Source organism: Streptomyces sp. NPDC007929, assembly GCF_042959065.1.
In the GTDB taxonomy this organism is placed as follows: Bacteria; Actinomycetota; Actinomycetes; order Streptomycetales; family Streptomycetaceae; genus Streptomyces.
In genome coordinates, this window is record NZ_JBIBKD010000017.1 from 62,902 (window position 1) to 87,927 (window position 25,026).

The 25,026-nt window shown below is 71.9% G+C and carries 22 protein-coding genes, 1 pseudogene and 1 riboswitch; of the genes and pseudogenes, 5 read left to right on the forward strand and 18 right to left on the reverse strand.

From position 1 onward, the window contains the following. Nucleotides 1-3: 3 nt before the first annotated feature. The 7 genes from hisG to ACFZDE_RS37110 all read right to left on the reverse strand — a co-directional run bounded on the left by hisG (nucleotide 4) and on the right by ACFZDE_RS37110 (nucleotide 6,299). Nucleotides 4-852 (reverse strand): ATP phosphoribosyltransferase, encoded by an 849-nt coding sequence (gene hisG, locus ACFZDE_RS37080; protein ID WP_391211741.1) that lies wholly within the window; start codon nucleotides 850-852, stop codon nucleotides 4-6. 45 nt (nucleotides 853-897) lie between these two features. After that, on the reverse strand, nucleotides 898-1,170 hold the full coding sequence (locus ACFZDE_RS37085; RefSeq protein ID WP_019983911.1) for a phosphoribosyl-ATP diphosphatase: 273 nt from the start codon (nucleotides 1,168-1,170) through the stop codon (nucleotides 898-900). Nucleotides 1,171-1,204: 34 nt separating this feature from the next. Further along, the gene (gene ribH / locus ACFZDE_RS37090; protein ID WP_356658150.1) at nucleotides 1,205-1,690 is read right to left on the reverse strand and encodes a 6,7-dimethyl-8-ribityllumazine synthase; all 486 of its coding nucleotides are present in this window, start codon (nucleotides 1,688-1,690) and stop codon (nucleotides 1,205-1,207) included. A 20-nt stretch (nucleotides 1,691-1,710) separates the two neighbouring features. After that, complete coding sequence (locus ACFZDE_RS37095) at nucleotides 1,711-3,000, reverse strand: bifunctional 3,4-dihydroxy-2-butanone-4-phosphate synthase/GTP cyclohydrolase II (RefSeq protein WP_391211757.1); 1,290 nt, start codon at nucleotides 2,998-3,000, stop codon at nucleotides 1,711-1,713. Further along, nucleotides 2,997-3,638 (reverse strand): nicotinamide mononucleotide transporter, encoded by a 642-nt coding sequence (locus tag ACFZDE_RS37100; RefSeq protein ID WP_391004945.1) that lies wholly within the window; start codon nucleotides 3,636-3,638, stop codon nucleotides 2,997-2,999. The genes ACFZDE_RS37095 and ACFZDE_RS37100 overlap by 4 nt, the downstream gene beginning before the upstream one ends. Beyond that, on the reverse strand, nucleotides 3,635-4,243 hold the full coding sequence (locus ACFZDE_RS37105; protein WP_391004943.1) for a riboflavin synthase: 609 nt from the start codon (nucleotides 4,241-4,243) through the stop codon (nucleotides 3,635-3,637). Before ACFZDE_RS37105 ends, ACFZDE_RS37100 begins: the two co-directional genes overlap by 4 nt. A 144-nt stretch (nucleotides 4,244-4,387) precedes the next feature. After that, nucleotides 4,388-4,518, reverse strand: a riboswitch (FMN riboswitch). A gap of 350 nt (nucleotides 4,519-4,868) precedes the next feature. Continuing rightward, nucleotides 4,869-6,299, reverse strand: a complete 1,431-nt coding sequence (locus ACFZDE_RS37110) for an ROK family protein (RefSeq protein ID WP_391211774.1) — start codon at nucleotides 6,297-6,299, stop codon at nucleotides 4,869-4,871. Nucleotides 6,300-6,434: 135 nt separating this feature from the next. Between ACFZDE_RS37110 and ACFZDE_RS37115 the strand changes: the two genes are divergently transcribed. Both ACFZDE_RS37115 and ACFZDE_RS37120 read left to right on the forward strand, forming a co-directional pair. Beyond that, a complete protein-coding gene (locus ACFZDE_RS37115) occupies nucleotides 6,435-7,640 on the forward strand; it encodes an MFS transporter (protein ID WP_391004939.1) in 1,206 nt (401 codons plus the stop codon). 88 nt (nucleotides 7,641-7,728) lie between these two features. Then, the gene (locus ACFZDE_RS37120; RefSeq protein ID WP_391004937.1) at nucleotides 7,729-9,123 is read left to right on the forward strand and encodes a solute carrier family 23 protein; all 1,395 of its coding nucleotides are present in this window, start codon (nucleotides 7,729-7,731) and stop codon (nucleotides 9,121-9,123) included. Here the strand turns inward: ACFZDE_RS37120 and ACFZDE_RS37125 are convergent. Continuing rightward, a complete protein-coding gene (locus ACFZDE_RS37125) occupies nucleotides 9,087-10,226 on the reverse strand; it encodes a glycoside hydrolase family 6 protein (protein WP_391212043.1) in 1,140 nt (379 codons plus the stop codon). The genes ACFZDE_RS37120 and ACFZDE_RS37125 overlap by 37 nt on opposite strands. A gap of 176 nt (nucleotides 10,227-10,402) precedes the next feature. On the opposite strand from ACFZDE_RS37125, the gene ACFZDE_RS37130 reads away from it, so the two are divergent. Beyond that, nucleotides 10,403-11,125, forward strand: a complete 723-nt coding sequence (locus ACFZDE_RS37130; protein WP_391211790.1) for a DUF5995 family protein — start codon at nucleotides 10,403-10,405, stop codon at nucleotides 11,123-11,125. A 9-nt stretch (nucleotides 11,126-11,134) separates the two neighbouring features. Here ACFZDE_RS37130 and ACFZDE_RS37135 read toward each other — a convergent pair whose 3' ends face one another. Both ACFZDE_RS37135 and ACFZDE_RS37140 read right to left on the reverse strand, forming a co-directional pair. Then, entirely contained in the window at nucleotides 11,135-12,832 is a 1,698-nt protein-coding gene (locus tag ACFZDE_RS37135) for an FAD-dependent oxidoreductase (RefSeq protein ID WP_391211799.1), read from the reverse strand. 43 nt (nucleotides 12,833-12,875) lie between these two features. Further along, nucleotides 12,876-13,664, reverse strand: coding sequence for a nitrilase-related carbon-nitrogen hydrolase (locus ACFZDE_RS37140; protein ID WP_391211808.1), 789 nt, complete (start codon nucleotides 13,662-13,664; stop codon nucleotides 12,876-12,878). A gap of 278 nt (nucleotides 13,665-13,942) precedes the next feature. Between ACFZDE_RS37140 and ACFZDE_RS37145 the strand changes: the two are divergent. Next, nucleotides 13,943-14,032: pseudogene (locus ACFZDE_RS37145) on the forward strand (Repetin); the annotation flags it as partial. On the opposite strand, the gene ACFZDE_RS37150 reads toward ACFZDE_RS37145, so the two are convergent. The 7 genes from ACFZDE_RS37150 to rpe all read right to left on the reverse strand — a co-directional run bounded on the left by ACFZDE_RS37150 (nucleotide 14,001) and on the right by rpe (nucleotide 21,327). Further along, the gene (locus ACFZDE_RS37150; protein ID WP_391211819.1) at nucleotides 14,001-15,197 is read right to left on the reverse strand and encodes an MFS transporter; all 1,197 of its coding nucleotides are present in this window, start codon (nucleotides 15,195-15,197) and stop codon (nucleotides 14,001-14,003) included. The pseudogene ACFZDE_RS37145 and the gene ACFZDE_RS37150 sit on opposite strands and share 32 nt — an antisense overlap. A gap of 136 nt (nucleotides 15,198-15,333) precedes the next feature. Continuing rightward, a complete protein-coding gene (locus tag ACFZDE_RS37155; protein WP_053668336.1) occupies nucleotides 15,334-15,786 on the reverse strand; it encodes an Lrp/AsnC family transcriptional regulator in 453 nt (150 codons plus the stop codon). 10 nt (nucleotides 15,787-15,796) lie between these two features. Further along, the gene (locus ACFZDE_RS37160) at nucleotides 15,797-17,266 is read right to left on the reverse strand and encodes an amino acid permease (RefSeq protein ID WP_388456196.1); all 1,470 of its coding nucleotides are present in this window, start codon (nucleotides 17,264-17,266) and stop codon (nucleotides 15,797-15,799) included. A gap of 323 nt (nucleotides 17,267-17,589) precedes the next feature. After that, nucleotides 17,590-19,032: a GuaB1 family IMP dehydrogenase-related protein gene (locus tag ACFZDE_RS37165; protein WP_391211843.1), complete on the reverse strand. Its 1,443-nt coding sequence runs from the start codon at nucleotides 19,030-19,032 to the stop codon at nucleotides 17,590-17,592. A gap of 108 nt (nucleotides 19,033-19,140) precedes the next feature. Then, on the reverse strand, nucleotides 19,141-19,515 hold the full coding sequence (locus ACFZDE_RS37170; RefSeq protein ID WP_391211856.1) for a barstar family protein: 375 nt from the start codon (nucleotides 19,513-19,515) through the stop codon (nucleotides 19,141-19,143). Between the two features lie 3 nt (nucleotides 19,516-19,518). Then, nucleotides 19,519-20,562 carry a sugar-binding transcriptional regulator gene (locus ACFZDE_RS37175; protein WP_184843610.1) on the reverse strand — a complete coding sequence of 348 codons (1,044 nt, stop codon included), beginning with the start codon at nucleotides 20,560-20,562 and terminating at the stop codon, nucleotides 19,519-19,521. Nucleotides 20,563-20,640: 78 nt separating this feature from the next. After that, nucleotides 20,641-21,327: a ribulose-phosphate 3-epimerase gene (rpe, locus tag ACFZDE_RS37180; protein WP_391004921.1), complete on the reverse strand. Its 687-nt coding sequence runs from the start codon at nucleotides 21,325-21,327 to the stop codon at nucleotides 20,641-20,643. Between the two features lie 140 nt (nucleotides 21,328-21,467). On the opposite strand from rpe, the gene ACFZDE_RS37185 reads away from it, so the two are divergent. After that, nucleotides 21,468-23,609, forward strand: coding sequence for an MMPL family transporter (locus ACFZDE_RS37185; RefSeq protein ID WP_391211878.1), 2,142 nt, complete (start codon nucleotides 21,468-21,470; stop codon nucleotides 23,607-23,609). Here the strand turns inward: ACFZDE_RS37185 and ACFZDE_RS37190 are convergent. Next, entirely contained in the window at nucleotides 23,590-25,008 is a 1,419-nt protein-coding gene (locus ACFZDE_RS37190; protein ID WP_391211889.1) for a transcription antitermination factor NusB, read from the reverse strand. The two genes, ACFZDE_RS37185 and ACFZDE_RS37190, sit on opposite strands and share 20 nt — an antisense overlap. Nucleotides 25,009-25,026 lie beyond the last annotated feature (18 nt).

The following is a 25,026-nucleotide window of genomic DNA, read 5'->3' on the forward strand; positions in this document are numbered from 1 at the left end:
CCCTCAGAGACGGCAGGCGTGGATGGCCGTGGTCAGGATGGCCCGGGCGCCGATGTCGTAGAGGTCGTCCATGATCCGCTGGGCTTCCTTGGCCGGGACCATCGCGCGGACGGCGACCCAGCCCTCGTTGTGCAGCGGGGAGACGGTCGGGGACTCCAGGCCGGGCGTGAGGGCGACGGCCTTCTCCAGCTGCTCGACGCGGCAGTCGTAGTCCATCATCACGTACGTCCGGGCGACCAGGACGCCCTGGAGGCGGCGCAGGAACTGCTGCACCTTGGGGTCGTCGGCGTCCGCGCCGGTGCGGCGGATCACGACGGCCTCGGACTGCATGATCGGCTCGCCGGCGACCTCCAGGCCCGCGTTGCGCAGCGAGGTGCCGGTCTCGACGACGTCGGCGATGACCTGGGCGACGCCGAGCTGGATGGCGGTCTCCACGGCGCCGTCGAGGTGGACGACGGCGGCGTCGATGCCGTGCTCGGCGAGGTGCGCGGCGACGATGCCCTCGTAGGAGGTGGCGACCGTCTTGCCCGTCAGGTCCGCAAGGCCGGTGATCGTGCCGGGCTTGGTGGCGTAGTGGAAGGTGGAGCGGGCGAAGCCGAGGGCGAGGATCTCCTCGGCTTCGGCGCCGGAGTCGATGAGCAGGTCCCGGCCGGTGAGGCCGATGTCCAGCTGCCCGGAGGCGACGTAGATCGCGATGTCGCGGGGGCGGAGGTAGAAGAACTCGACCTCGTTCACCGGGTCGACGATCCGCAGTTCCTTGGACTCGCGGCGCTGCTGGTAGCCGGCCTCATGCAGCATCTCCGCCGCAGGGCCGGACAGGGAACCCTTGTTGGGGACGGCGATGCGCAGCATGAGGTCGGCTTCCTTTGCGTGGGGTGGGACGGGAACGGGTGCGGCTCAGAGGTGGGCGTAGACGTCGTCGAGGGAGATGCCGCGGGCGACCATCATCACCTGGACGTGGTACAGCAGCTGCGAGATCTCCTCGGCGGCGGCTTCCTTGCCCTCGTACTCGGCGGCCATCCACACCTCGGCGGCCTCTTCGACGACCTTCTTGCCGATGGCGTGGACGCCCTTGCCGACCAGTTCTGCGGTGCGGGAAGTGGCGGGGTCGCCCTGGGCGGCCTTGTGCTGGAGCTCGGTGAAGAGCTCCTCGAACGTCTTCTTGGACATGGTGACGCTCAGCCTATGCCACATCCGCCTTCCGTCAGCGCCAGGGTTCGGATACTGAGCGGAGGGTGGCCGCGGTCGCGACCGCCGCCGTCACCGCCTCGTGCCCCTTGTCCTCGTTGGACCCCTCGATTCCGGCGCGGTCCAGGGCCTGCTCCTCGGTGTCGCAGGTCAGCACGCCGAAGCCGACGGGGACGCCGGTGTCGACGGAGACCTGGGTGAGGCCCTGGGTCACGCCCTGGCACACGTACTCGAAGTGGGGCGTGCCGCCGCGGATGACGACGCCGAGGGCGACGATCGCGTCGTAGCCGCGGCCCGCGAGGACCTTGGCGACGACCGGCAGCTCCCAGCTGCCGGGGACCCTGAGGAGGGTCGGCTCGTCGATGCCGAGGTCGTGCAGGGCGCGCAGGGCGCCGTCGACCAGGCCGTTCATCACCTTCTCGTGCCACTGTGCCGCGATGACGGCGACCCGGAGGTCTCCCACATCGCGTACGGACAGCTCCGGTGCACCCTTGCCGCTCACGTTGCTCCCTCTGTGCTCTCTTACTGGTTGCCGCAGGCGGGCACGGTGGTCGTGTCCAGCCAGGGCAGGTCGTGGCCCATCCGGTCCCGCTTGGTGCGCAGGTAGCGGAGGTTGTGCTCGCCGGCGCTCACGGGCATCGGCACGCGGGCCTGGACCGCGATGCCGTGCCGGATGAGCGCGTCGGTCTTGTCGGGGTTGTTGGTCAGCAGCCGGACGCCGCGCACTCCGAGGTCGGCGAGGATCTGCGCGCCGGCGGCGTAGTCGCGGGCGTCGGCGGGCAGGCCGAGTTCCAGGTTGGCGTCGAGGGTGTCGCGGCCGCGCTCCTGGAGTTCGTAGGCGCGCAGCTTGGACATCAGGCCGATGCCGCGGCCCTCGTGTCCGCGCAGGTAGACCACCACGCCCCGGCCCTCCTCCTGGATGCGGGCGAGGGAGGCGTCGAGCTGGGGGCCGCAGTCGCAGCGGGCCGAGCCGAAGACGTCGCCGGTGAGGCATTCGGAGTGCACGCGCACGAGGACGTCCTGGCCGTCGCCGATCTCGCCGTGCACCAGGGCGACGTGCTCGACGCCGTCGACGGTGGAGCGGTAGCCGTGGGCGGTGAACGTGCCGTGGGCGGTGGGCAGCAGGGTCCTGGCCTCGCGGCGGACGGTGGGCTCGCTGCCACGGCGGTAGGCGATCAGGTCCTCGATGGAGATGATCGTCAGGCCGTGCTTGCGGGCGAAGGGGATCAGCTCGGGCAGCCGCAACATGGTGCCGTCCTCGCCGGCGATCTCGACGATCGCGCCGGCCGGGCGCAGGCCCGCGAGGCGGGCGAGGTCGACGGCGGCCTCGGTGTGGCCGTTGCGGGTGAGGACCCCGCCGGGCCGGGCGCGCAGCGGGAAGATGTGCCCGGGGCGGACGAAGTCCTCAGGCCCCGAGACGCCGTCGGCGAGCAGGCGGAGGGTGGTGGCGCGGTCGGAGGCGGAGATGCCGGTGCTCACGCCGTGCGCGGCGGAGGCGTCGACGGAGACCGTGAACGCGGTCTTCATCGACTCGGTGTTGTCCTCGACCATCTGCGGGAGGTTCAGCCGGTCCAGTTCATCGCCCTCCATGGGGGCGCAGATCAGACCGCGGCACTCGCTCATCATGAAGGCGACGATCTCGGGGGTGGCCTTCTCGGCGGCGATGACGAGGTCGCCCTCGTTCTCCCGGTCCTCGTCGTCGACGACCACGACGGGGCGGCCGGCCGCGATGTCGGCGATGGCCTGCTCCACGGGGTCGAGCGTGAAGCTCTCGACGTCGTCGGTGCCGTACAGGGTGGTTGCGGCGCTCATGCCGGCGCTCCTTCCAGGGTGGGCTGGGCTGCCGCGCGCGAGCGCAGCCACCAGTCGCGCAGGCCCCACAGGACGAGCGCGCCGTAGATGACGTAGACGAAGCCGGAGAAGGCGTAGCCGTTGGCGAAGTTGAGGGGGACGCCGACCAGGTCGACCAGGAGCCAGGCGAACCAGAACTCGACCATGCCGCGCGCCTGGGCGTACATCGCGACGACGGTGCCGACGAAGATGTAGGCGTCCGGCCAGGGGTCCCAGGACAGCTTCGGGTACGCCGTGAAGAGCATGGCCACCGCGACGGTGCCGGCGGCGGCGGCCGCGGCCATCGCGGCGCGCTCGCGCCAGGTGGCGAACCGTACGGCGATGTGGCCGTCGCCGCCCTGCCCCTTGCCGCGCTGCCACTGCCACCAGCCGTAGACGGCGACGATCACGACGACCGCCTGCTTGCCCGCGCTGCCGGTCAGATGGCCGAAGAAGGCCCCGAAGAGGATGACGCCTGCCAGGAACTGCACGGGCCAGGTCCAGATGGAGCGCCGCCAGCCGAGGGCGAGGGCGGCCAGGCCGAAGAGGTTGCCGACCATGTCCGACCAGAGGATGTGCTGGCCGAAGAGAGTGAAGGCCTCGGAGTTCAGCGAGTTCACCGGCCCGCTCCCTGCGCGCGGTCGCCCATCATCCGCTCGACGTACTTGGCGATGACGTCCACTTCGAGGTTGACCGGGTCGCCGGGCTGCTTGTGGCCGAGCGTGGTCAGGTCGAGGGTGGTGGGGATGAGGCTGACGGTGAAGTGGTCGGAGCCCGCGTCGACGACGGTGAGGCTGATGCCGTCGACGGTGATGGAGCCCTTCTCGACCACGTACCGGGTGAGATCCGCGGGGAGGGAGATCTTCACGATCTCCCAGTGCTCGGAGGGCGTGCGGTCGAGGATCTCGCCGGTGCCGTCCACGTGGCCCTGCACGATGTGCCCGCCGAGGCGTTCGCCGACGGCCATGGGGCGTTCGAGGTTGACGCGGGATCCGGCCTTCAGGGCGCCGAGGCTGGAGCGCTTCAGGGTCTCGGCCATGACGTCGGCCGTGAACTCGTCGCCTTCGTGGTCGACGACCGTGAGGCACACGCCGTTCACGGCGATCGAGTCGCCGTGCTTGGCGCCTTGGGTGACGACCGGTCCGCGCAGTCGGAAGCGACAGGCGTCGTCGAGGGTCTCGACGGCGGTGATCTCGCCCAGCTCTTCGACGATTCCGGTGAACACTTCCCGGGTCCTCCTGCCTCTTCGGGCACGGACTCCGGGGCTGTCGATGACGACAGAATGTACGAGCGGGGACACCGGGGACGACGCCGGACGGAGCCCGTCCCGAGGACGGACTTCTGGGCGGCGCGCACGGATGCTCGCTCGCCGCGCACTGCCTCCCATCCGGACTTTAACCGTCGGTCCAGGAATTTCACCTGGTCAACCGGCCGCTGGAGGCGACCGGGTCGCGGACTGTAACCGCCGGTTCGGACTTTCACCGACCCCGGAGTGCGCTGCTTCTGGTACAGGGCCAGTGTGCCATGCCCCGTGGATGTTCCTAGGGGCGAGGTGTGTGGGCTGCCTCACAGAACGTGTCGCACCCCTTCCCGAGTGCGACCGCTGCCCCAACTCGCTTGCGCCGCCGCCCTCTTGAGACCGGCGTTGGTCCATACCTATTGACGATGTGGTCTAGTCCTTTCTAGGGTCATCGTCAGGGTCGGCTCAACCCCACTGACCGGCCCGGCGGCGGTGACGACGGCCCTTGCCCGCCGTCGGGCCTTCCCATACCGGGGCCCCTGACGCCGGGCGGTGATCGAGCGGCGGCCAGGCCGGACGGAGGAGGGAATCCGCTCCCCGACCTGGCGGCCTACCAGCCCGGGGAGGGCGGGGGCGGGGGCTCTCCGGGTGTAAACAGTTCCTCCTGGGCGCGGTTGCGTGCCGTCAGCAGTGCGCCGCGCAGGACGGCGCCGCCGCCCAGGGTCGTCGCCCGTACCTCCGTGGGCAGGGGCGTCATCCGGGCGATGCGGTCCCGCACCCGGGACGCGAGTTCCTCGCCACCGGCCTGACCGATCTCACCGCCGAGCACCACGCACCCGGGATCCAGGATCGCCACGACAGAGGCGACCCCGACGGCGAGACGATCGGCGAGGGCGTCCAGAAAGCGGGCGGCGGGGGCAGGGGGTGTAGGCGGGGACGTGGGCGTGGGCGTCTCGGCTCCGGGGTTGCTAGGCCCGGCCCCGGGCAGGGGCGGATCCCCCGCGGGCAGCGGCGGCAGCGAGGGCTCGGGCGTGGGCGTGTCCCCTTCCGGCGCCGGTGTGGGGCTCCCGGTTTCGCTCGCACTCGCTGCCGCCTCCGCGCCCTGTGCGGCCCGTTCCTCCCCGGGTGCTCCGGCCGCCGCCGCGCGCACCACGGCGACGGCCGCCCGTACCACCCCCACCGCGGACGTCCCTTCACCCGTCGTCGGCATGCCGCACTCCGCCGCGAGGTCCACGACCGCCGCCGAGGAGGCCAGCGAGTGGAAGCCGCCCTCGCAGTCCGTCGAGGTCGGCAGCGCCGTCGTGCCCGGCACCGGGAGGAAGCCGATCTCGCCGGTGCCGCCGGAGGCACCGCGGCGCAGGGCTCCGTCCAGGACCACGGCCGCTCCCGTCCCGTGGCCGAGCCACAGCAGGACGAAGGTGTCCCGGTCCCGGGCGACCCCGTCGCGCTGCTCGGCCAGCGCCGCGAGGTTGGTCTCGTTCTCGATGCTGACGCGGGCCGCGGGGAGCCGCTCCTGGAGGGTGACGACGAGCCGGCGGTGCCACTCCGGGAGGCCGGTGGAGTCGCGGAGTTCGCCACTGGAGGGGTCGACCAGACCGGGTGCCCCGATCCCCACGGTGTGCAGGCGTTCGGCTCCGGCCTCCTTGGCCACGCGCTCGACCAGTGTGACCGCCTGCTCCAGGGCGGGCCCCGTTCCCGTGTCACCGGCGATGGGCACGGACGCCTCGGCCAGCACCCGCCCCACCAGGTCCGCGACGGCCACGGCGACGCCCTCGGTGCGGACGTCGAGTGCGGCCAGGTGCGCGCGGTCGGCGACGATGCCGTAGAGCTTGGCGTTGGGGCCGCGTCGCTGCTCCCCCGCCTCGCCGACGACCGTGATGAGCCCGGCGGCGCCGAGGCGTTCGACGAGATCGGCGACAGTCGGCCGGGACAGGCCGGTCAGCTGCTTCAACTGCCCTGCCGTCAACGGGCCTTCCTGCTGGAGCAGACGCAGGGCGAGCCGGTCGTTGATGGCCCGGGCGGTGCTCGGGGATGCGGGCATGCCGGGATCCTTCCAGATCGGCGGGACCGTGCACCCCGGCCCGCCGGGAAACCCTCTTATTATCAGGCAGGGTTCCTGATAGTTTACGCCCGCACCGGACACGAGCACGGCAGAGACCTGGAGGGGGACCGCAGAATGGGCAACGTGGTCGACGAACAGCGCGAGGTGAAGCGGTCCCGGTACGCCGTGGCCGCCGTCTTCGCCGTGCACGGCGCCGTGACCGGCTCGTTCGCGACCCGCGTGCCGTGGATCCAGGACCACGCGGGCGTCAGCGCGGGCCAGTTGGGCATCGCGCTCGCCTTCCCCGCGCTCGGCGCGTCCGTGGCGATGCCGCTCGCCGGCAGCATCAGCCACCGCTTCGGCGCCCGCAACGCGCTGCGCGGACTGATCGCCCTGTGGACGCTGTCGCTGGTCCTGCCGTCCCTCGCCCCCAACCTGCTGACGCTCTGCCTGGCCCTGTTCACCTACGGCGCGACGGCCGGGATGGCCGACGTGGCGATGAACGCTCTGGGCGTGGAGGTCGAGAACCGTCTCGGCCGGTCGATCATGTCGGGGCTGCACGGCATGTGGAGCGCGGGCGCCCTGGTCGGCTCGGCGGCCGGCACGCTCGCCGCGCACCTCGGCTCGGACGCCCGGCTGCACCACGTCCTGGCCGCCGCGGTCCTCACCGTCGTCGGCGTGCTCTCCTGCCAGTGGGTGCTGGACCTGCAGCCGGCCGAGGACGAGGAGCCACCGCCGCGCTTCGCCCTGCCGCCCCGCTCGGCGCTGCTCATCGGCGCGATCGGGTTCTGCGCGGTGTTCGCGGAGGGCGCGAGCCTGGACTGGTCGGCGGTGTATCTGCGCGAGCAGCTGGAGACCTCGGCCGGTCTGGCGGCGGCGTGCACGACGGGGTTCACGCTCACCATGGCCGTCGCCCGGCTCGCCGGTGACCGGGTCGTGGACCGCTTCGGTGCCGTGCGGACCGTGCGGGCGAGCGGGGTGTTCGCGGTCCTCGGCGGGCTGCTGATCGTCGTCGGGGACCATCCGGCGGTGGCCATGAGCGGCTTCGCGCTGATGGGGCTGGGTATCGCCGTCGTCGTACCGCTGTGCTTCGCCGCGGCCGGGCGCAGCGGCTCCAACCCGAGCCTGGCCATCGCGGGTGTCGCGACCATCACCTACACCTCTGGCCTGGTCGCCCCGAGCGCGATCGGCATGCTGGCCCAGGCGACCAGCCTGATGGTGTCGTTCTGCCTGGTGACAGCACTGTCGTGCGGCCTGGTGGCGTTCGCGGGGGTGCTGCGCCCCGGCGAGCGGACGAAGATCGGCCGCCCCGACCCGGTGGCCGCCGACCCGCGGCGCTGAACGGGCCCCTGCCCCGGTCATCGGCACGGTGGCCGCACCCCGACAATGGTCCGGACACGCACAGGCACGACGAAAGCGAAACCGCACCATGGATCTCGGCGTCCGCTGGAAACTGCACGGTGACGGGCGGACCCCGGCGCCCGGTGCGGTGGTTCGACCCGACGAGCGGCTCTCCTGGCCGCGCACGGCCGGGCTCGGCGCGCAGCATGTGGTGGCGATGTTCGGTGCGTCCTTCGTGGCGCCGGTCCTGATGGGTCTTGACCCGAACCTCGCGATCATGATGTCGGGCGTCGCGACCGTCGTGTTCCTGCTGGCCACCCGCGGCAGCGTGCCCAGCTATCTGGGCTGCTCGCTGTCGTTCGTCGGCGTGGCGGCGGTGATCCGGGCGCAGGGCGGCAGCAGCGCCACGGTCACCGGCGCGGTGTTCGTCGTCGGTGGCGCGCTGTTCCTGGTGGGGCTGGCCGTACGGCGCTTCGGGGCGCGGATCATCCACGCCACCATGCCGCCGATCGTGACCGGCGCGGTGGTGATGCTGATCGGCTTCAACCTGGCGCCGGTGACGGCCTCGACGTACTGGCCGCAGGACCAGTGGACGGCCCTGCTGGTGATGCTGGTCACCGGTCTGGCGGTGGTCTGTCTGCGGGGCTTCTGGTCCCGGATCGCGATCTTCCTCGGGCTCGTCTTCGGCTACGCCGTCTCCTGGGTGTTCGACCTGGTCTTCGGCAAGATCCACTCCGTGGACGCGAGCGGCAAGCTGACCGACCACTGGCGGCTCGACCTCTCCGGTGTGGGCAAGGCCGACTGGATCGGGCTGCCCACCCTGCACGCCCCGTCCTTCGAGTGGTCGGCGATCCTGGTCGCCCTGCCGGTCGTCATCGCGCTGGTCGCGGAGAACGCCGGGCACGTCAAGGCGGTCGGTGAGATGACCGGCGACTCGCTGGACGACAAGCTGGGCACGGCCATCGCGGCGGACGGCGTCGGCTCGATGCTGTCCACCGCGGTCGGCGGCCCGCCCAACACCACGTACTCCGAGAACATCGGCGTGATGGCCGCGACCCGCGTGTACTCGACGGCCGCCTACTGGGCCGCCGCCTGCTTCGCCCTGTTGTTCGGCGTCTGCCCGAAGTTCGGCGCGGTCGTGGCGGCGATCCCGGGCGGCGTGCTCGGCGGCATCACCGTCATCCTGTACGGCATGATCGGCCTGCTGGGCGCGCAGATCTGGATCAACGCCAAGGTGGATCTGCGCAATCCGCTGAACCTGGTCCCGGCCGCGGCGGGCATCATCATCGGCGTCGGCAACGTCTCCCTGAAGTTCTCGGACACGTTCTCGCTGAGCGGCATCGCGCTCGGCACGGTGGTCGTCATCACCGGCTACCACGCCCTGCGGGCCTTCGCCCCGGCCCACTTGAAGACACAGGCGCCGCTGCTGGACGAGGGCACCTCCTCCTACGACGAACCTGAGCCGGACGACGCCAAGTCGTAGGCGTACGACGGCGTGAACGTCCCCGGCCTGCCCTTGCAGCCGTCCGACTCCCCCGGCAGCTTGACCCACAGGTAGCCGTCGATCCGGTACTCGCCGGTGCTCAGGGTCGGGGTCCGGCCGAGACCGCGGCCCGCCGGGTCGCACCACTCGCCGTCGGCCGGAGCCCCGTTGCCGTTGCGGCTGGTGTCGATGACGGCGCCGAGCCCCGCCGGGCCGCCGAGCGCGTCCAGGACCCGCCGGTCGTAGGCGACCTCGTCGGCGGTGGTGTGGAAGTTGGAGACGTTGCTGAAGATCCCGTCGGAGGACTCGGGCGAGGCGGCACCGGCCTGCCGGAGCCAGGCCGCCTGCCTGGCGGGCGCGTTCCAGCCGGAGTGCCCCGCGTCGTAGTACACCCGGGCCCGGGGGTTGGCGGACTTCAGCACGCGCCCGGCCCGGGCCAGCGACGCGAAGCGGTCCGCCCGGTCACCGGCGGAGAGGCACTCGGTCTGCGCGACCGAGTCCGGCTCCAGGACGACGATGACCTCACCGGAGCCGAGACCGGCCGCGAACCGGTCGATCCAGGCGTCGTAGGCGTCCAGGCCGGGTGCCCCGCCCTGGGAGTGGCCGCCGCAGTCCCGGCCGGGTATCGCGTACGGCACGACGACGGGGACCCGGCCGAGCGCGGCCCCGCCCGAGGTGACGGCGGCGACCCGGGCGGTGACGGTGTCCGGTGCGTACTCGGCGAACCAGACGGCCGCGGGCTGCTCGGCGATACGGGACGCGATGACCGCGTGCCGGGGGTCGCCGGCGTGGGAGCGGACCCAGTCGAGCACCTGGGAGTCGGGGTGGCGGTAGAGCCGTCCGGTCACGGTGGTGGTGCGCTCCCGCTTCGTGTTCGTGCCGGTCCTCGACGGCGCGGGGCTGTACGCCCGGGGTTTTGACGGGGACGGCGAGGGAGGGACGGATTCGGCGGACGGCGACGGCACGGCCGGCAGGGGGGCCAGGCGGGGCGACGCGGACACCTCGGCGGGTGCGGCCTCGTCCGGGACCCGCCGGTCGTCGAACGCGGCGAGGACGCCCGCGGCCGCTCCGGCCGCCACGACGAGCGAGGCCGCCGCGACCATCGCGCCGCGCCGGGCGGCTCGCCGGCGCCCGGCCCTGCGGGCGGCCAGGTGCTGGGCACGCGAGCCTGACACGGTGCTGCTCCCCCCTCCCCCTGCGGCGGGCGGTGTTCCCCCGTTTCGGGGAAGCGCCGGGCCCGTCGGCACTCCCGCCACCCTAGAGCTGCGACTCTGCCCGCATGCCGCGATGCGAACAACTCCCCCCGGCCGTGGACACTCCGGTCGACGCCGTCATCTCCCGCATGCGCGCCCTCGACGTGGCGCTGCACCCGCGGGACGGGGTGGCGGTCTTCAACCGCGTCTACCTCGCGGTGACGGAGGCGGTGGACCGGTGGGTCGACACCGGCCGGTTCGCGGACGCCCACGCGGCGATCACGCTGGACGTACGGTTCGCGCGGCGGTACCTGGCGGCCGTCGAGGCGGTCGCGGACGGGCGGCGTCCGCCCGCCTGCTGGCGGCCACTGTTCCAGTTCCGACGCCATCCCGGGGTACGGCCCTTGCAGTTCGCGCTGGCGGGCATCAACGCGCACATCGGGCACGACCTCGCGCTGGCCGTGGTGGACACCTGCCGTACGCTCGGCTGCGCTCCCATCGAGCTGGAGGACGAGTTCGACATGGTGGGAGACCTCCTCCTGTCGCTGGAGGAGCGCATCCGCGAAGAGCTGATGCCGGGCCCCGACCTGTTGCGGATCGCCGACCCGCTGACCCATCTGCTCGGCTCCTGGAGCCTGGAGCGCGCCCGGGACGCCGCCTGGACGGCGGCCCGGGCACTGTGGGCCCTGCGTGAACTACCCGATGTCGCCGACGAGTTCACCGAACGCCTGGACACCGCGGTGGGCTTCGCGGGGCGCATGCTGCTCACCCCCCTGGCCGAGCCCGGCCGAAGTTGGCAACGCTCGTGATCAATACACCTAGTCCTCGGGCAGTTCGACGGGAGCGATCTCGTCGTAGACGTCGCCGGGGCCCGGGTTGGTCGGGTCGGTCGTGCCGCCGAGGTGGTGCATGACGCCCCAGACCGCGTTGAGGGCGGTCTGAATGGCGCCCTCGGCCCAGCCGGCCGTCCAGGAGATGTCGTCGCCGGCGAGGAAGATGCCGCGCTTGTCCTCGGGCAGCCGGTCCTGCATGAAGTGCGTGAACAGGCGCCGCTGGTAGCGGTAGTGGCCGGGCAGGTTGGCCTTGAACGCGCCCATGAAGTAGGGCTCGTTCTCCCAGGAGACGGTCACCGGGTTGCCGATGATGTGCTTCCTGATGTCGACCTTGGGGTAGATCTCGCCGAGCGACTTCAGCATGACCTCCATCCGCTCGTTCGCGGACAGCGGCAGCCACTTCAGGCTGTCGTCGCACCAGGTGTAGGAGAGGCAGATGACGGCGGGCTTGTCCGGGCCGTCGTCGAGCAGGTAGGTGCCGCGTGTCATGCGGTCGGTGAGCGTCATCGACATGACGTCACGGCCCGTCTCCTCGTCCTTGTCCAGCCAGAAGGGCCGGTCGACCGGGACGAAGAGTTTGGAGGACTCCATGTAGTGGGTGCGCTCGATCGCCGTCCAGTGGTCGATCGGGAAGAGCGAGTCGTCGCAGGCGATCTTCGACAGCAGCATCCAGGACTGGGCGGTGAAGATCGCCGCCTGGAAGGTGCGGATGTCGCCGTGCGCGTCGGTCACCGTGATGCGGTTTCCGGCGGTGCGGTGCAACCGGGTCACGGCCGGGCGGGGTTCGCCGCCCTCGTGCAGGGTCGCGAGCGAGGTCCCGAGCGGCCAGTGGACGATCTTCTGCGGCTCACGCTCCCACAGCCGCAGCGGCAGCTGCTGGGAGCCGCCGACGATGCCGCGGTGGTGGTCGTCGGCCTCGGTGTAGACGACGCGCAGGATCTCCAGGATGGAGTTGGGGAAGTCGGTGTCCCAGCCGCCCGTGCCGAAGCCGACCTGGCCGAAGATCTCGCGGTGCCGGAAGGACCTGAACGCCTCGGAGTCGCAGAGGAAGCCGTAGAAGGTCTGGTTGTCGAGCTTCTCGACGAGCCTCGCCCAGATCTCGCGGATGCGCGGCACGTCCCGCTCGCGCAGGGCGCGGTTCATGTCGGAGAAGTCGGCGCCCTCCTCCAGGCAGCGGTTCCACGCCTCGGCGACGTCCCGGTAGACCTGGGGCAGGTCGTCGACCGTCTCGGCGTAGTGCGACTCGCCCTTGAGGTCGACGACGGTCGACGGGGTCGTCTCGGCGAGGGGGTTGGGGAACGGCCGCGTCTGGAGGCCCACCAGGTCGATGTAGTGCTGGAGGGCCGTGGAGGACGGCGGGAAGCGCATCGCGCCCATCTCGGCGGTGAGGGACTCGTCGCAGCCGTCGAAGCCCACCGTCCGCAGCCGGCCGCCGATCTGGTCGGCCTCGTACACGACCGGCTTCAGGCCCATCTTCATCAGCTCGTACGCGGCGACGATGCCGGACAGGCCGCCGCCGATGACCGCGACCTCCGTGCCGTGCTCGGTCGCGGGTATCTGCCCGAGTCCCGCCGGGTGGGCCAGGAAGTCGTCGTAGGCGTACGGGAAGTCCGGGCCGAACATGGTGATCGACGGCTGCTGCGCGTCAGCGTGCTCGACGGCGTTGGGCACGGTGGACGTCATGGGGTACGGACTCCTTGCGAAAGCTGTATGCGAGGGGGGAGGTTCAGACGAGGGACCGGTAGAGGCCGGGGCGGCGGTCCTTCAGATACGGGTTGTTCTCGCGCGAGGCGGCGAGGAAGACCGGGTCGACGTCGGCGAGCACGAGTTCCTCACCGCGGCCGGCCCTGGTCCGGGCGACTCCGTCCGGACCGGCGAGTGTGGACAGGCCCACGAACTCGAACTCGCCCTCCCGGCCGACCCGGTTGACGTACGCGACGTACATCTGGTTCTCGAAGGCACGCACCGGGATCATCGACTCGGCGACGAACTGGAACGGGTGCATCTGCGCCGTCGGGACGACGAGCAGGTCGGTGCCGGCCAGGGCGTGGGCCCGGACGTTCTCCGGGAACTCCACGTCGTAGCAGATCAGGATGCCGACCCGGACGCCGTCGATCTCGGCCTGGACGACCGGCAGGTCGCCCGCCGTGAAGTGGTCGCGTTCGAAGCAGCCGAAGAGGTGGGTCTTGCGGTGGTTCGCGAGCCGGGTGCCCTCGGCGGAGATCAGCTGGGCGGAATTGAACACCGTGTCGCCGGCCCGCTCGGGGTAGCCGTAGGCAATCGCCAGGCCGTGGTGCGTGGCGATCTCGGCGATCGCGTCGGCGCAGTCGCCGTCGGCGGGCTCGGCGAGCCGGCCGATGTCGTCGCCGATCGCGTACCCCGTCAGGAACAGCTCGGACGTGACGAGCAGCCCCGCCTCCGCGGCGGCGGCCCGGCCCGCGGCCTCGTCGAGGACCTTGAGGTTCTCGACGGTCGAGCCGGGGCGGCCGGAGCTCTGGAGCAGGGCGGTGCGCATGCGTGATCCTCACCGGGCGGAAGGGGGGTCGGAGGGCCCACAGGGTCGTTGGAGGGGCCATGTAGAAGGTACGGGCGGCTGACCAGGGCGGACAAGAAGGAGCCGTTGCGTGCCGGTGAGCGGTTTGTTGCGTCGGTCAGGGGGGCTGCGGCGATTCGTTGCGCACCCCGGGCGCGACGTACCCGGGGCGCACCGCCGCGACAGTGGTGACTACCCAGTTGACCTGCGGAAAGGACCACCATGAACCGCCGTACGAGGACCGACCGTCGTGCTGTGCTGTCCACGACCTCGGCCGCCACGACAGGCTCGAGAAGGTCGCCAAGGGGACGGGTGACTTCAGGGTCGTGCCGTGGCAGCCCGCGCTCTGACCAGCGCCAGGGCCGTCACCAGGTAGGGGATCGCGAGCACCGCGAAGACGGTGCCGTGCGCCATGCCGGTCCCGAGCAGCGCGTACACGCCGAACGCGGCGATGGTCAGCAGCTCGGTGCCCAGGCTCGCCACCGAGGTGAGCGTGGCCCGGTGGGAGTCGTCGATGCGGTGCTGGAGACGGACGTCGGCGAGCACCTCGGCCAGCTGGAACCCGGCGAAGGCGAGGCTCACCAGGACGACACCGGCCAGGGAGCGGGCCAGGGCTCCCGCGGCCAGGGCGAGGGCGGCGCCCGCGAGCAGCACCGCGAGTCCACTGGTGCCGAGGCGTTCGGCCGGTCCGGTCAGCAGGCTGCCGAGGGTGACGCCCGCCCAGATCAGCATGACGAGGTAGGGCACCGTGGCCTCGGCGACGCCGAGGTCGCGGATCAGCAGCGGGGTGTACTCGTCGAGCGCGCCCCACACCGCGGCGACGGCCGGGACCAGCAGCAGGGCGCCGCGTACGGCACGGTTCCCGCGGGCTTCGGCGAGTCCGGTGCGCAGGGTGCTCGCCCAGCTGTGGCCGGTGCGCTCCGGCCGCACCCGGTGCTCGGGGAACCGGGTCGCGGTGACGGCGGTGAGCACACAGACCAGGAGGCTCGCACCGCCGACCGCCTCATAGCCGCCCCGGGCGAGGACGGGCCCCGCGAGGCCGGTGGCGGCCACGGTGCCCAGCAGGCGCGCGGCCCGGGCCCGGCCCATGACCCGCGCGTAGCGGTCGGCGGCACCGAGGTGGTCCAGCTCGTCGTAGACCAGGGCCTCCAGCGCGCCGGAGCCGAGTGCCCCGCCCGCGCCCCACAGCACGAAGCCGACCGCGAAGGCGCCGTACGACGGGACGGCCGTCCACAGCGCGAAGCCGGCGGCGGTCAGCAGCGGGCCGATCCACAGCAGCCTGCGCCGCGAGGTGGCGTCGGCCCAGACGCCGGAGGGCACTTCGAGCACCACCCCGGTGACGGACCACAGGGCGAACAGGGAGGAGATCTGCCAGAGCGACAGGCCGGTGTCGGCGAACAGCAGTGCGTAGACCGGGTAGAGCAGGACGAAGTCGTCGAGGAACGCGTAGCCGTACAGCGTGCGCGTCAGACGGCGGACACCGGTGGCGGGCACGCGGGCGGGTGAGAGTGTCATGGGGCCTTCCCGGAAGGACGGATCGGACGCCGGAGGTACGGCGGCCGAGGCGGTCCTCGGGAGGCACGGCTGGTGGATCAATGTCGCCAGGTCATGACACCCAGGCTAGAGGTGACACGTCGGGCGGGCCACGGAGTTACGTGGGCGAACCCGACGAGAAGCGCCGCAGCAGCGGCGAGAGCACGAGCACGGACTTGGTCCGCTCGACGAACGGCTCGCCGGCGATCCGCTCCAGGACCCGTTCGAAGTGGCGCATGTCGGAGGCGAAGACCTGGGCGATCGCGTCCGCGTCCCCGGTGACGGTGGACGCGGCCACGACCTCCTGGTAGCGCTCCAGGCCCCGCTGGATGGTCTCCGGGGACGTGTTGCCCCGGCAGTAGATCTCGACGAACCCCTCGGTCTCCCAGCCGAGCGCCCCCGGGTCCACCCGTACGGTGAACCCGGTGATGGCTCCGGTGGCCCGCAGCCGGTCCACGCGCCGTTTCACGGCGGGCGCGGACAGGCCGACGAGTTGGCCGATGTCGGCGTAGGAGCGGCGGGCGTCCTCGGCGAGGGCGTGCACGATGCGTTCGTCGAGATCGTTCAGCACAGTGGGTCGATCACTTCTCGGATGGTGCCAGTCGGGAACGGCGGTAGCCGTACCCGAAGTAGAACACGAGACCGGCGGCCATCCAGACACCGAAGACCACCCAGGTCACGGTGGACAGGCTGCCCATCATCCACACGCAGAAGGCGAAGCCCAGCGCGGGCAGGACCGGCGAGAGCGGCACCCGGAAGGTGCGGGGCATGTCCGGCTTGGTGCGGCGCAGCACCACGACGGCCACGTTGACGAGGGCGAAGGCGAACAGGGTGCCGATGCTGGTGGCGTCGGCGAGCTGCCCGAGCGGGATCGCGGCGGCCAGGACTCCGCAGAACAGGGAGACGATCAGGGTGTTGGCGCGGGGGGCGCCGGTCTTCGGGTGGACCTTGGCGAACACCTTCGGCACCAGCCCGTCGCGGGACATGGCGAACAGGATGCGGGTCTGGCCGTACAGCACGGTGAGCACCACGCTGGCGATGGCGATGACGGCGCAGAACGCCAGCAGCGTGCCCCAGAACGTCTGCCCGGTGACCTCGCGCATGATCTGGGCGAGGGCGGCCTCGGAGTCGGTGAAGCCCTTCCAGGGCTTGGCGCCGACGGCGACGGCGGCGACGAGGACGTACAGCGCGGTGACGATGACCAACGACAGCATGATCGCGCGGGGCAGGTCGCGCTGGGCGTTCTTGGCCTCCTCGCCGGCGGTGGAGGCGGCGTCGAAGCCGATGTAGGAGAAGAACAGCGTGGCGCCGGCCGCGCTGACCCCGGCCATGCCGAGCGGCATGAAGTTCTCGTAGTTGCCGGAGCGGAAGCCCTGGACGCCGATGGCGCAGAACATCACGAGCGCGGCGATCTTCACGACGACCATGACGGTGTTGGCGCGGGCGGACTCGCGGGCGCCGCCCAGCAGGAACGCCATCGCGAGCAGGACGACGATCAGCGCCGGCAGGTTGAACACGCCGCCGTCACCGGGCGGGGCGGACAGCGCCGCCGGGATGGTGACGCCGATGGTCCCGTCGAGCAGTTCGTTGAGGTACTCGCCCCAGCCGACCGCGACGGCGGCGACCGACACGCCGTACTCCAGGACCAGGCACCAGCCGCATATCCAGGCGATCAGCTCGCCCATCGTTGCGTACGCATACGAGTAGGAGGAGCCGGCGACGGGGATGGTGCCGGCCAGTTCGGCGTAGGACAGGGCCGAGAACAGGGCGGTGAGGCCGGCGATGACGAAGGAGAGCGTGACGGCCGGGCCCGCCTTGGGGACGGCCTCGCCGAGGACGACGAAGATGCCGGTGCCGAGGGTGGCACCGATGCTGATCATGGTGAGCTGCCACAGCCCGAGGGTGCGGCGCAGCGACCCTCCTTCGCCCTGGCCACCCTCCGCGACCAGGCGTTCCACGGGCTTGCGGCGCATGAGGCGCGCGCCGATGCCGGGGGACGCGGGGGCGGCTGTCTGGCCTGGGTTCTGCGGGGGTGCGCCTTGGTCGAGCACGCGCTGGCTCCTTCTCGCTGCCGGTCAGGGCGGCAGGGACCGCGGGCACCCCGGACAGCCGGGGACCCACCGAGCGGAGTCCCCGCCACGCCACGTACGAGGCGACAGCCTATGAGCTAGGGCGTTGCTGTCGAAATGCAGCAACCTTGCGCGTACCTGCAAGATCATTGCGTTCCCCGGGGTTGGGCGGGTGTTCGTTGCGGGACGGCTGTCGACTGTTGCACCGGTGCGGTGACCGGGCCTTCACGTGGGCCACGCGAAACGGCCCCCGCCTTTCCCGCGGGGCGGGGCGACGGGGGCCGTTCGACGGGGCGTTGGGGCCGTCAGCTCCAGCTGGCGTGCAGGGGCTTGCCCTCCGCGTAGCCGGCGGCGCTCTGAACGCCGACGACGGCCTTCGCGGCGAACTCCTCCAGGGAGCCCGCACCGGCGTAGGTGCAGGAGGAGCGGACGCCCGCGATGATCGAGTCGATCAGGTCCTCGACGCCCGGGCGGGCCGGGTCGAGGAACATGCGGGAGGTGGAGATGCCCTCCTCGAACAGCGCCTTGCGGGCGCGGTCGTACGCCGACTCCTCCGAGGTGCGGTTGCGCACGGCCCGGGCGGACGCCATACCGAAGGACTCCTTGTAGGCGCGGCCCTTGGCGTCGTGCTGGAGGTCGCCCGGGGACTCGTGGGTGCCCGCGAACCAGGAGCCGACCATGACGTTGGACGCGCCGGCGGCGAGAGCCATGGCGACGTCGCGCGGGTGGCGGACTCCTCCGTCGGCCCAGACGTGCTTGCCGTACTTCTTCGCCTCGGCGGCGCATTCCAGGACGGCGGAGAACTGCGGGCGGCCGACGCCGGTCATCATGCGCGTGGTGCACATGGCGCCGGGCCCGACACCGACCTTGACGATGTCCGCGCCGGCCTCGATGAGGTCGCGCACGCCCGCGGCGGCGACCACGTTGCCCGCGACGATGGGCACCTGCGGGTCGAGGTCGCGCACCAGCTTCAGGGCGCTGATCATCGACTCCTGGTGGCCGTGGGCCGTGTCGATCACGAGCGCGTCGACCCCCGCGTCCAGCAGCTCCCGCGCCTTGCCCGCGACGTCGCCGTTGATGCCGACGGCGGCGGCGATACGCAGCCGCCCCCGCGCGTCGGTGGCCGGCTGGTAGAGCGTGGCGCGCAGGGCGCCCTTGCGGGTCAGGATGCCGGCGAGCGTGCCGTCCTGGTGCACGGCGGGGGCGTAGCGGCGGTTGGCGTGGTCGAGGGTGTTGAAGGCCTCGCCCGGGTCCATGTCCGCGTCGATGAGCAGCAGGTCCCGGGACATGACCTCGGCGAGCTGTGTGAAGCGGTCCACGCCGGACAGGTCGGCGTCGGTGACCACGCCGACCGGCTTGTGGTGCTCGTCGACGACGACACCGGCGTCGTGCGCGCGCTTGGGCAGCAGGGCCAGCGCGTCGGCGACCGTCTGGTGCGGGGACAGGATGATCGGGGTGTCCAGCACCAGGTGCCGGCTCTTCACCCAGGAGACGACGTCGGTGACGACGTCGTTCGGGATGTCCTGCGGGATCACCACGAGGCCGCCGCGGCGGGCCACGGTCTCGGCCATGCGGCGGCCTGCGATGGCGGTCATGTTGGCGACGACGAGCGGGATGGTGGTGCCCGTGCCGTCCGGGGAGCTGAGGTCGACGGCCTGCCGGGAGCCCACCGAGGAGCGGCTCGGCACCATGAAGACGTCGTCGTACGTCAGGTCGTACCCGGGCTGGATGTCATTGAGGAAACGCACGTGCTGCACATCCCAGTCGATCAGAGGTGACCCCCGGACCGGCCGGCCAGGGGGAAAGAGCACGTACTTCATTCTCCCATGCCACCCGGGCGATCCGCCCCCAGCAGATCATCCAGGCTGGTCAGGGGGGCTCTCAGAGGTTTCTCCAAGGCCGAGGGTCACGAACAGCCCTGGACCCCGGTCGGTCGCCTCGGCGAAGATCTCCTCGGCGACCTGCCATTCGTCGGGACGCGTCTCGGCGTACCCGCGCCACCCCTGGACGACGACCAGCAGACCTCGCTCCCCGGCCCCCTCGGGCCAGAGGGCGGGGTCGGCCATGGAGTCGGCCAGGGCGTCCCAGTTGCGGCCGAACCAGTCCGGCAGGGCCAGGTCACGGGCGCAGCGGCCCATGAGGCCCGCCTTGTCCGTGACCCCGTCCAGGTCCAGGACGACCACGACCCGGCCCGCCGGATCGCCGGCCGCCCCGCTCGACTCCCCGGCCATCCGTCAGACCCCGTCCGGGTCGGACCGGTTGAGCGCGGACTTCGGCGCCGGGCCGGCCGTCATCAGGTAGTCCGCGGCCGACGTGTCCGTCACCAGGCTGGTGACGAGCCCGGAGCGCAGCACCGCGTCGATCGCCGGTCCCTTGCGCTGCCCGCCCGCGATCGCCACGACCTCGGGGATCCGGCGCAGCTGGTCGGCCTTCACCGTGATGCACCGCTCGCCCAGGTCCCGGCCGACCCGGCGGCCCTCGGCGTCGAAGAGGTGTGCGGACATCTCGGCGGCGACACCGAGCGAGGCGTAGTGCGCGCGCTCCTCGTCGCTGAGCATGTCGTGCACCGTGGAGATGCCCGGCTCCCAGGAGCCGATGGAGACACAGGCGACCGTGACCTTGTCGAAGTGCTCGAAGGCCCGGGCGATGCCCGTCTGGTTGCGCAGCGCCGCGGCCGTGGCCGCGTCGGGCAGCAGCATGGGCGCGTAGATGGGGTGGGCGTCCCCGCCGGCCACCTGGGCGGCGCGGCGCACGGCCTCGACCGAGCCGCGTTCGGCGGTCCCGGCGTCGTACACGCCCGTCAGCTGCACCACCGTGCACGGCGGCAGCCGGTCGAGCGCCGCCGCCATGTGGATGGTGGAGCGGCCCCAGGCCAGGCCCAGCACGTCCCCTTCGTCGACCAGTTCGCCGAGCAGGTCGGCGGCCACCTCTCCCAGGTTCTCGGGGTCGGGCGTCTCCTCGGCCTCGGCCGGAGACTCGACCACGACGGCGTGCCTGAGGCCGTAGCGGGCGCGGAGCGCGTCCGAGCGCTCGGCGTCCAGCTCCGCAGGCACACGGATCTCGATTCGTACGAGGTCCCGTTCGAGGGCGGTCTCCAGGACCCGGGCCACCTTGAAGCGGCTGACGCCGAACTCCTCCGCGATCTGGATCTTGGACTTGCCCTCGAGGTAGAAGCGGCGGGCCATGGCCGCCGCCTGCACCAGCTCAGCGGGTCCCATCCGCATGGCTGACCGGCCCGCCGACATACCCGACACGGCGATCTCCTCACTGCTGTTCACACTCTGGATTCGCCGTTCATCCTTGCAGATGTGGCGCGGATGATCAGCCCTGATGAGAGCCGTTCACTTTGCTGTGGCTCAGTGGCCACAGGCCCAGGAGGCCTTCGCCGTGGCCGCCTCGGCCTGTGTGCGTAGTGCACGTACCGCCTGGGCCGGGTCGTTTGCCCCGTAGACCGCCGATCCGGCCACGAAGACATCGGCTCCGGCCTCCGCGCACCGCTCGATCGTGGAAGCGGAAACTCCGCCGTCGACCTGGAGCCAGAGCTCCAGTCCGTGCTTGCTGATCAACTCGCGGGTGCGGCGAATCTTCGGAAGCATGATGTCGAGGAAGGCCTGTCCCCCGAAGCCCGGTTCGACCGTCATGATCAGCAGCATGTCGAGCTCGGGGAGCAGGTCCTCGTACGGCTCGATGGGAGTCGCGGGCTTCAGCGCCATGGACGCGCGGGCGCCCTTGGCGCGGATCTCCCGGGCGAGCCGGACCGGGGCCGCGGCGGCCTCGACGTGGAAGGTGACGGAACCGGCCCCCGCCTCCACGTACTGGGGCGCCCACCGATCGGGAGCCTCGATCATCAGATGGCAGTCCAGCGGGGTGTCCGTCGCACGGGCCAGCGACTCTACGACCGGCACGCCGAGCGTGAGGTTCGGGACGAAATGGTTGTCCATGACGTCGACGTGGAGCCAGTCGGCTCCGTCCACGGCCTTCGCCTCGTCCGCGAGGCGGGCGAAGTCTGCGGACAGGATGCTGGGGTTGATCTGCGCGGCCATGTCCTAAGACTGCCATGCCCTGTGGGGGTTGTGAGCATCGGTCCCCGGTGGAATCGGCGGTACGTCGACCTCGGGCCGTCGTGGGTCGCTCGCGCAGTTCCCCGCGCCCCTCGTGGGGCGCTTCCGCTGAGGGGGATGACATGAAGCGGGGCGTCGCGCACCTCGTCTGCGGGCGGCGGGCCAAGTGGCTCGTGCTGGTCTTCTGGGTGGTCGTGGTGGTCGTCGCCGCGCCGCTCGCCATGAAGCTCACCGACGCGCAGGACAACGACGCCGCGTCGTGGCTGCCGGGGTCCGCCGAGTCGACGCAGGTGCTGCAGATCTCCGAGGACTTCCGGCCGGAGCAGATCCCGGCGGTGGTGATCTACGCGCGCGAGAGCGGCCTGACGGCGCAGGACCGGGCCGTGATCGCCGAGGACGTGCGGCAACTGAAGCAGCTGAGCGAACACGGCATCATCGGGGAGCAGACGCGGGGGCCGGTGTTCGACCGGCAGGCCGATCCGCGGGCGGCGCAGGTCTTCGTGCCGATCCTGATGGACGAGGAGGGCTGGGAGCGGATCTCTCCCGCCGTGGATTCCATCCGGGACGACGTCGGCACGGGTGGCGACGGGATGACCGTGCACATCACGGGCCCGGGCGGCACCTCCGCGGACTTCGCCGAGTCCTTCGAGGGCATCGACTCGACCCTGCTGCTCGCCGCCATGGCGGTCGTGATCGTCATGCTGCTCATCACCTACCGCAGTCTGACCCTGCTGCTGGTCCCCCTGGTCGCGGTGGTCTGCGCGCTGTTCACCTCCCAGGCGCTGATCTACCTGCTGGCCGAGCACGCGGGCCTGACCGTCAACGGCCAGAGCGCGGGCATCCTCACGGTGCTGGTCTTCGGAGCGGGGACGGACTACGCCCTGCTGCTGGTGGCCCGCTACCGGGAGGAACTGCGCCGGCACGAGGACCGGCACGAGGCGATGGCCCTGGCCCTGCACCGCGCCGGCCCGGCCGTGCTCGCCTCCGGGGCGACGGTCGTGCTGAGCATGCTGGTGCTGCTGGCCGCCGAGATGAACTCCACGAGCGGCCTGGGCCCGGTGGCCGCGATCGGCGTCGCCGTCGCCCTGGTGGCGATGATGAGCCTGTTCCCGGCCCTGCTGGTGATCTTCGGCCGCTGGATCTTCTGGCCGGTCGTCCCGCACTACGGCAGTCCCGACCCGACCGAGCGCGGCGTCTGGGCCCGCACCGGCCACCGGATCGCCCACCGCCCGCGGATGATCTGGGCCGTGACGGCGCTCGCCCTGGCGGTCTGCTCACTGGGCCTGATCCAGCTGCGCGCGGAGGGCATCGGCAACGCGGACGCGTTCACCGGGAAGCCGGACTCGATCACCGGACAGGAGATCTCGGCGCGCTACTTCCCGGCGGGCAGCGGCGACCCCCTGGTCATCGTCAGCAACCAGGCGCAGGCCGTGCAGGTGGGGCGCGCGGTCGCCGGGACACCGGGCGTGGTCCCCCAGTCCCTCGGGCTGCCACCCGGCAGCAGAGAGGCCTTCGAGGGCAAGGTCCTCTTCGAGGCCACCATGACCGCCCCGGCGGACAGCGAGGCCGCCAAACAGACGGTGGAGCGGGTGCGGGACGCCGTGCACGCGGTGCCGGACGCCGACGCCAAGGTCGGCGGCGGCACGGCCGCCCTGCTGGACATGGACGAGGCGACCACGCACGACAACGTACTGATCATCCCGCTGGTGCTGGTCGTCGTCCTGCTGATCCTGTGCGGCCTGCTGCGCGCCCTGATCGCCCCACTGCTGCTGATCGGGACGGTGATCCTGTCGTTCGCGGCGGCGCTCGGCATCAGCGCGCTCGCGTTCCGGTACGTCTTCGACTACGCGGGCGAGGCGACCGACTTCCCGCTGTTCGTCTTCGTGTTCCTGGTCGCCCTGGGCATCGACTACAACATCTTCCTGACCACACGCATCCGCGAGGAGGCGGCCCGCCAGGGCACCAGACCGGGCGTGGTCACGGGCCTGGCGGCCACCGGGGCGGTCATCACCTCCGCCGGCCTGGTCCTGGCCGGCACCTTCGCCGCCCTCGGCACCCTGCCGATGGTCGCCTTCGCCGAGATCGGCTTCACGGTCGCCCTCGGTGTCCTCATCGACACCTTCATCGTCCGCTCGGTCCTGGTGACGTCGCTGTTCCTGGACGTCGGGCCGAAGGTGTGGTGGCCGCACCGGCTGGCCCGCCACGACGGCGGGGAGCCCGGCCGGACGTCCGTGGGAGCGGGGGTCAGCCGGTCCGGCGAATGAGCGCCAGGTACATCGCGTCGGTCCCGTGCAGGTGCGGCCACAGCTGCACGTCGGGCCCGTCGCCCAGATCCGGTACGCCGGTCAGCAGCGGCCGGGCGTCCACGAGTTCCGTGTCCGGGTGCTGCTTGAGCACGTCGGCGACGACGGCCCGGGTCTCGGCCAGGTGCGGCGAGCAGGTCGCGTAGCCCACGATCCCGCCGACCCGCACGGACTCCAGGGCGGTGCGCAGCAGGCCGCGCTGGAGCGGCGCGAAGCCCTCCAGGTCCTGCGGGCGGCGGCGCCAGCGTGCCTCGGGGCGGCGGCGCAGCGCGCCGAGGCCGGTGCACGGCACATCGACCAGCACCCGGTCGAAGCTGCCCGGCCGCCATGCCGGACGCGTCCCGTCCGCGGCGATCACCTGGTACGGCCCCGGGTTGCCGTCCAGCGCCTTCGCGACGAGGCCCGCGCGATGGGTCTGCTTCTCGGAGGCGACGAGCAGGGCCCCGCGCTCCGCGGCGAGCGCACCGAGCAGCGCGGCCTTGCCGCCGGGTCCCGCGCACCCATCCAGCCAGCGCCGGTCGGGGCCGTCCAGAGGCGCGTTGGCGAGGGCGATCGCCACGAGCTGGCTGCCCTCGTCCTGCACGCCCCCGCGTCCGTCCCGTACGGCCGCGATGGCGCCCGGCTCGCCGCCCTCGGTCAGCCGTACGGCATAGGGCGACCAGCGCCCCGGTACGGCGGCGTCCTCGTCGAGCAGCTCCTCCGGGGTGGCCCGCCCGGGCCGTGCCACCAGGGTGACCTCGGGCCGTTCGTTGTCGGCGCGCAGCAACTCCTCGACGCCGTCCCGCCCACCGCCCAGGGAGTCCCACAGCGCGGACACGACCCAGCGCGGGTGCGAGTGCACGACGGCGAGATGGTCCTCGGGGTCCTCGTCGTACGGGGGCGCGACCCGCTCCAGCCAGCCGTCGAGATCGTCCTGCGCGACCTTGCGCAGCACGGCGTTGACGAACTTCGCCCGCCCGTCGCCGAGTACGACCCGCGCGAGCTCGACGGTGGCGGACACGGCCGCGTGGGTAGGGATCCGCGTGCCGAGCAGCTGGTGCGCGCCGAGGCTGAGCACGTCCAGGACCGGCGGGTCGACCTCGCCGAGGGGCCGGTCCACGCACGCGTCCAGAATCGCGTCGTACGTCCCCTGCCGCCGCAGCGTCCCGTACACCAGCTCGGTAGCGAGCGCCGCGTCCCGGGCGTCGAAGTCGTCCTTCTCGCGCGCCTTGCGCAACAGGGGCGGCAGAACGAGGTTGGCGTAGGCGTCCCGCTCGTCCACGGCCCTCAGCGCCTCGAAGGCGAGGATGCGGACGGGGTCCTTCTTGGGCCGGCGGTAGGGCTTGCCTGACGTGCGGGCTCGACGGGGCTGTTCGCTCACGAAAAAGGTGCTCCGGGG

Bases quoted from the DNA above. Each gene is read 5' to 3' on its own strand.
- ACFZDE_RS37130 (WP_391211790.1), top strand. From the start codon at position 10,403: ATGCCGCGATGCGAACAACTCCCCCCGGCCGTGGACACTCCGGTCGAC.
- ACFZDE_RS37120 (WP_391004937.1), top strand. From the start codon at position 7,729: ATGGATCTCGGCGTCCGCTGGAAACTGCACGGTGACGGGCGGACCCCG.
- ACFZDE_RS37185 (WP_391211878.1), top strand. From the start codon at position 21,468: ATGAAGCGGGGCGTCGCGCACCTCGTCTGCGGGCGGCGGGCCAAGTGG.
- ACFZDE_RS37095 (WP_391211757.1), bottom strand. From the start codon at position 3,000: ATGAGCGCCGCAACCACCCTGTACGGCACCGACGACGTCGAGAGCTTC.
- ACFZDE_RS37125 (WP_391212043.1), bottom strand. From the start codon at position 10,226: ATGGTCGCGGCGGCCTCGCTCGTCGTGGCGGCCGGAGCGGCCGCGGGC.
- ACFZDE_RS37085 (WP_019983911.1), bottom strand. From the start codon at position 1,170: ATGTCCAAGAAGACGTTCGAGGAGCTCTTCACCGAGCTCCAGCACAAG.
- ACFZDE_RS37110 (WP_391211774.1), bottom strand. From the start codon at position 6,299: ATGCCCGCATCCCCGAGCACCGCCCGGGCCATCAACGACCGGCTCGCC.
- ACFZDE_RS37135 (WP_391211799.1), bottom strand. From the start codon at position 12,832: ATGACGTCCACCGTGCCCAACGCCGTCGAGCACGCTGACGCGCAGCAG.
- hisG (WP_391211741.1), bottom strand. From the start codon at position 852: ATGCTGCGCATCGCCGTCCCCAACAAGGGTTCCCTGTCCGGCCCTGCG.
- ACFZDE_RS37140 (WP_391211808.1), bottom strand. From the start codon at position 13,664: ATGCGCACCGCCCTGCTCCAGAGCTCCGGCCGCCCCGGCTCGACCGTC.
- rpe (WP_391004921.1), bottom strand. From the start codon at position 21,327: ATGGCCGCGCAGATCAACCCCAGCATCCTGTCCGCAGACTTCGCCCGC.
- ACFZDE_RS37115 (WP_391004939.1), top strand. From the start codon at position 6,435: ATGGGCAACGTGGTCGACGAACAGCGCGAGGTGAAGCGGTCCCGGTAC.
- ACFZDE_RS37150 (WP_391211819.1), bottom strand. From the start codon at position 15,197: ATGACACTCTCACCCGCCCGCGTGCCCGCCACCGGTGTCCGCCGTCTG.
- ACFZDE_RS37170 (WP_391211856.1), bottom strand. From the start codon at position 19,515: ATGGCCGGGGAGTCGAGCGGGGCGGCCGGCGATCCGGCGGGCCGGGTC.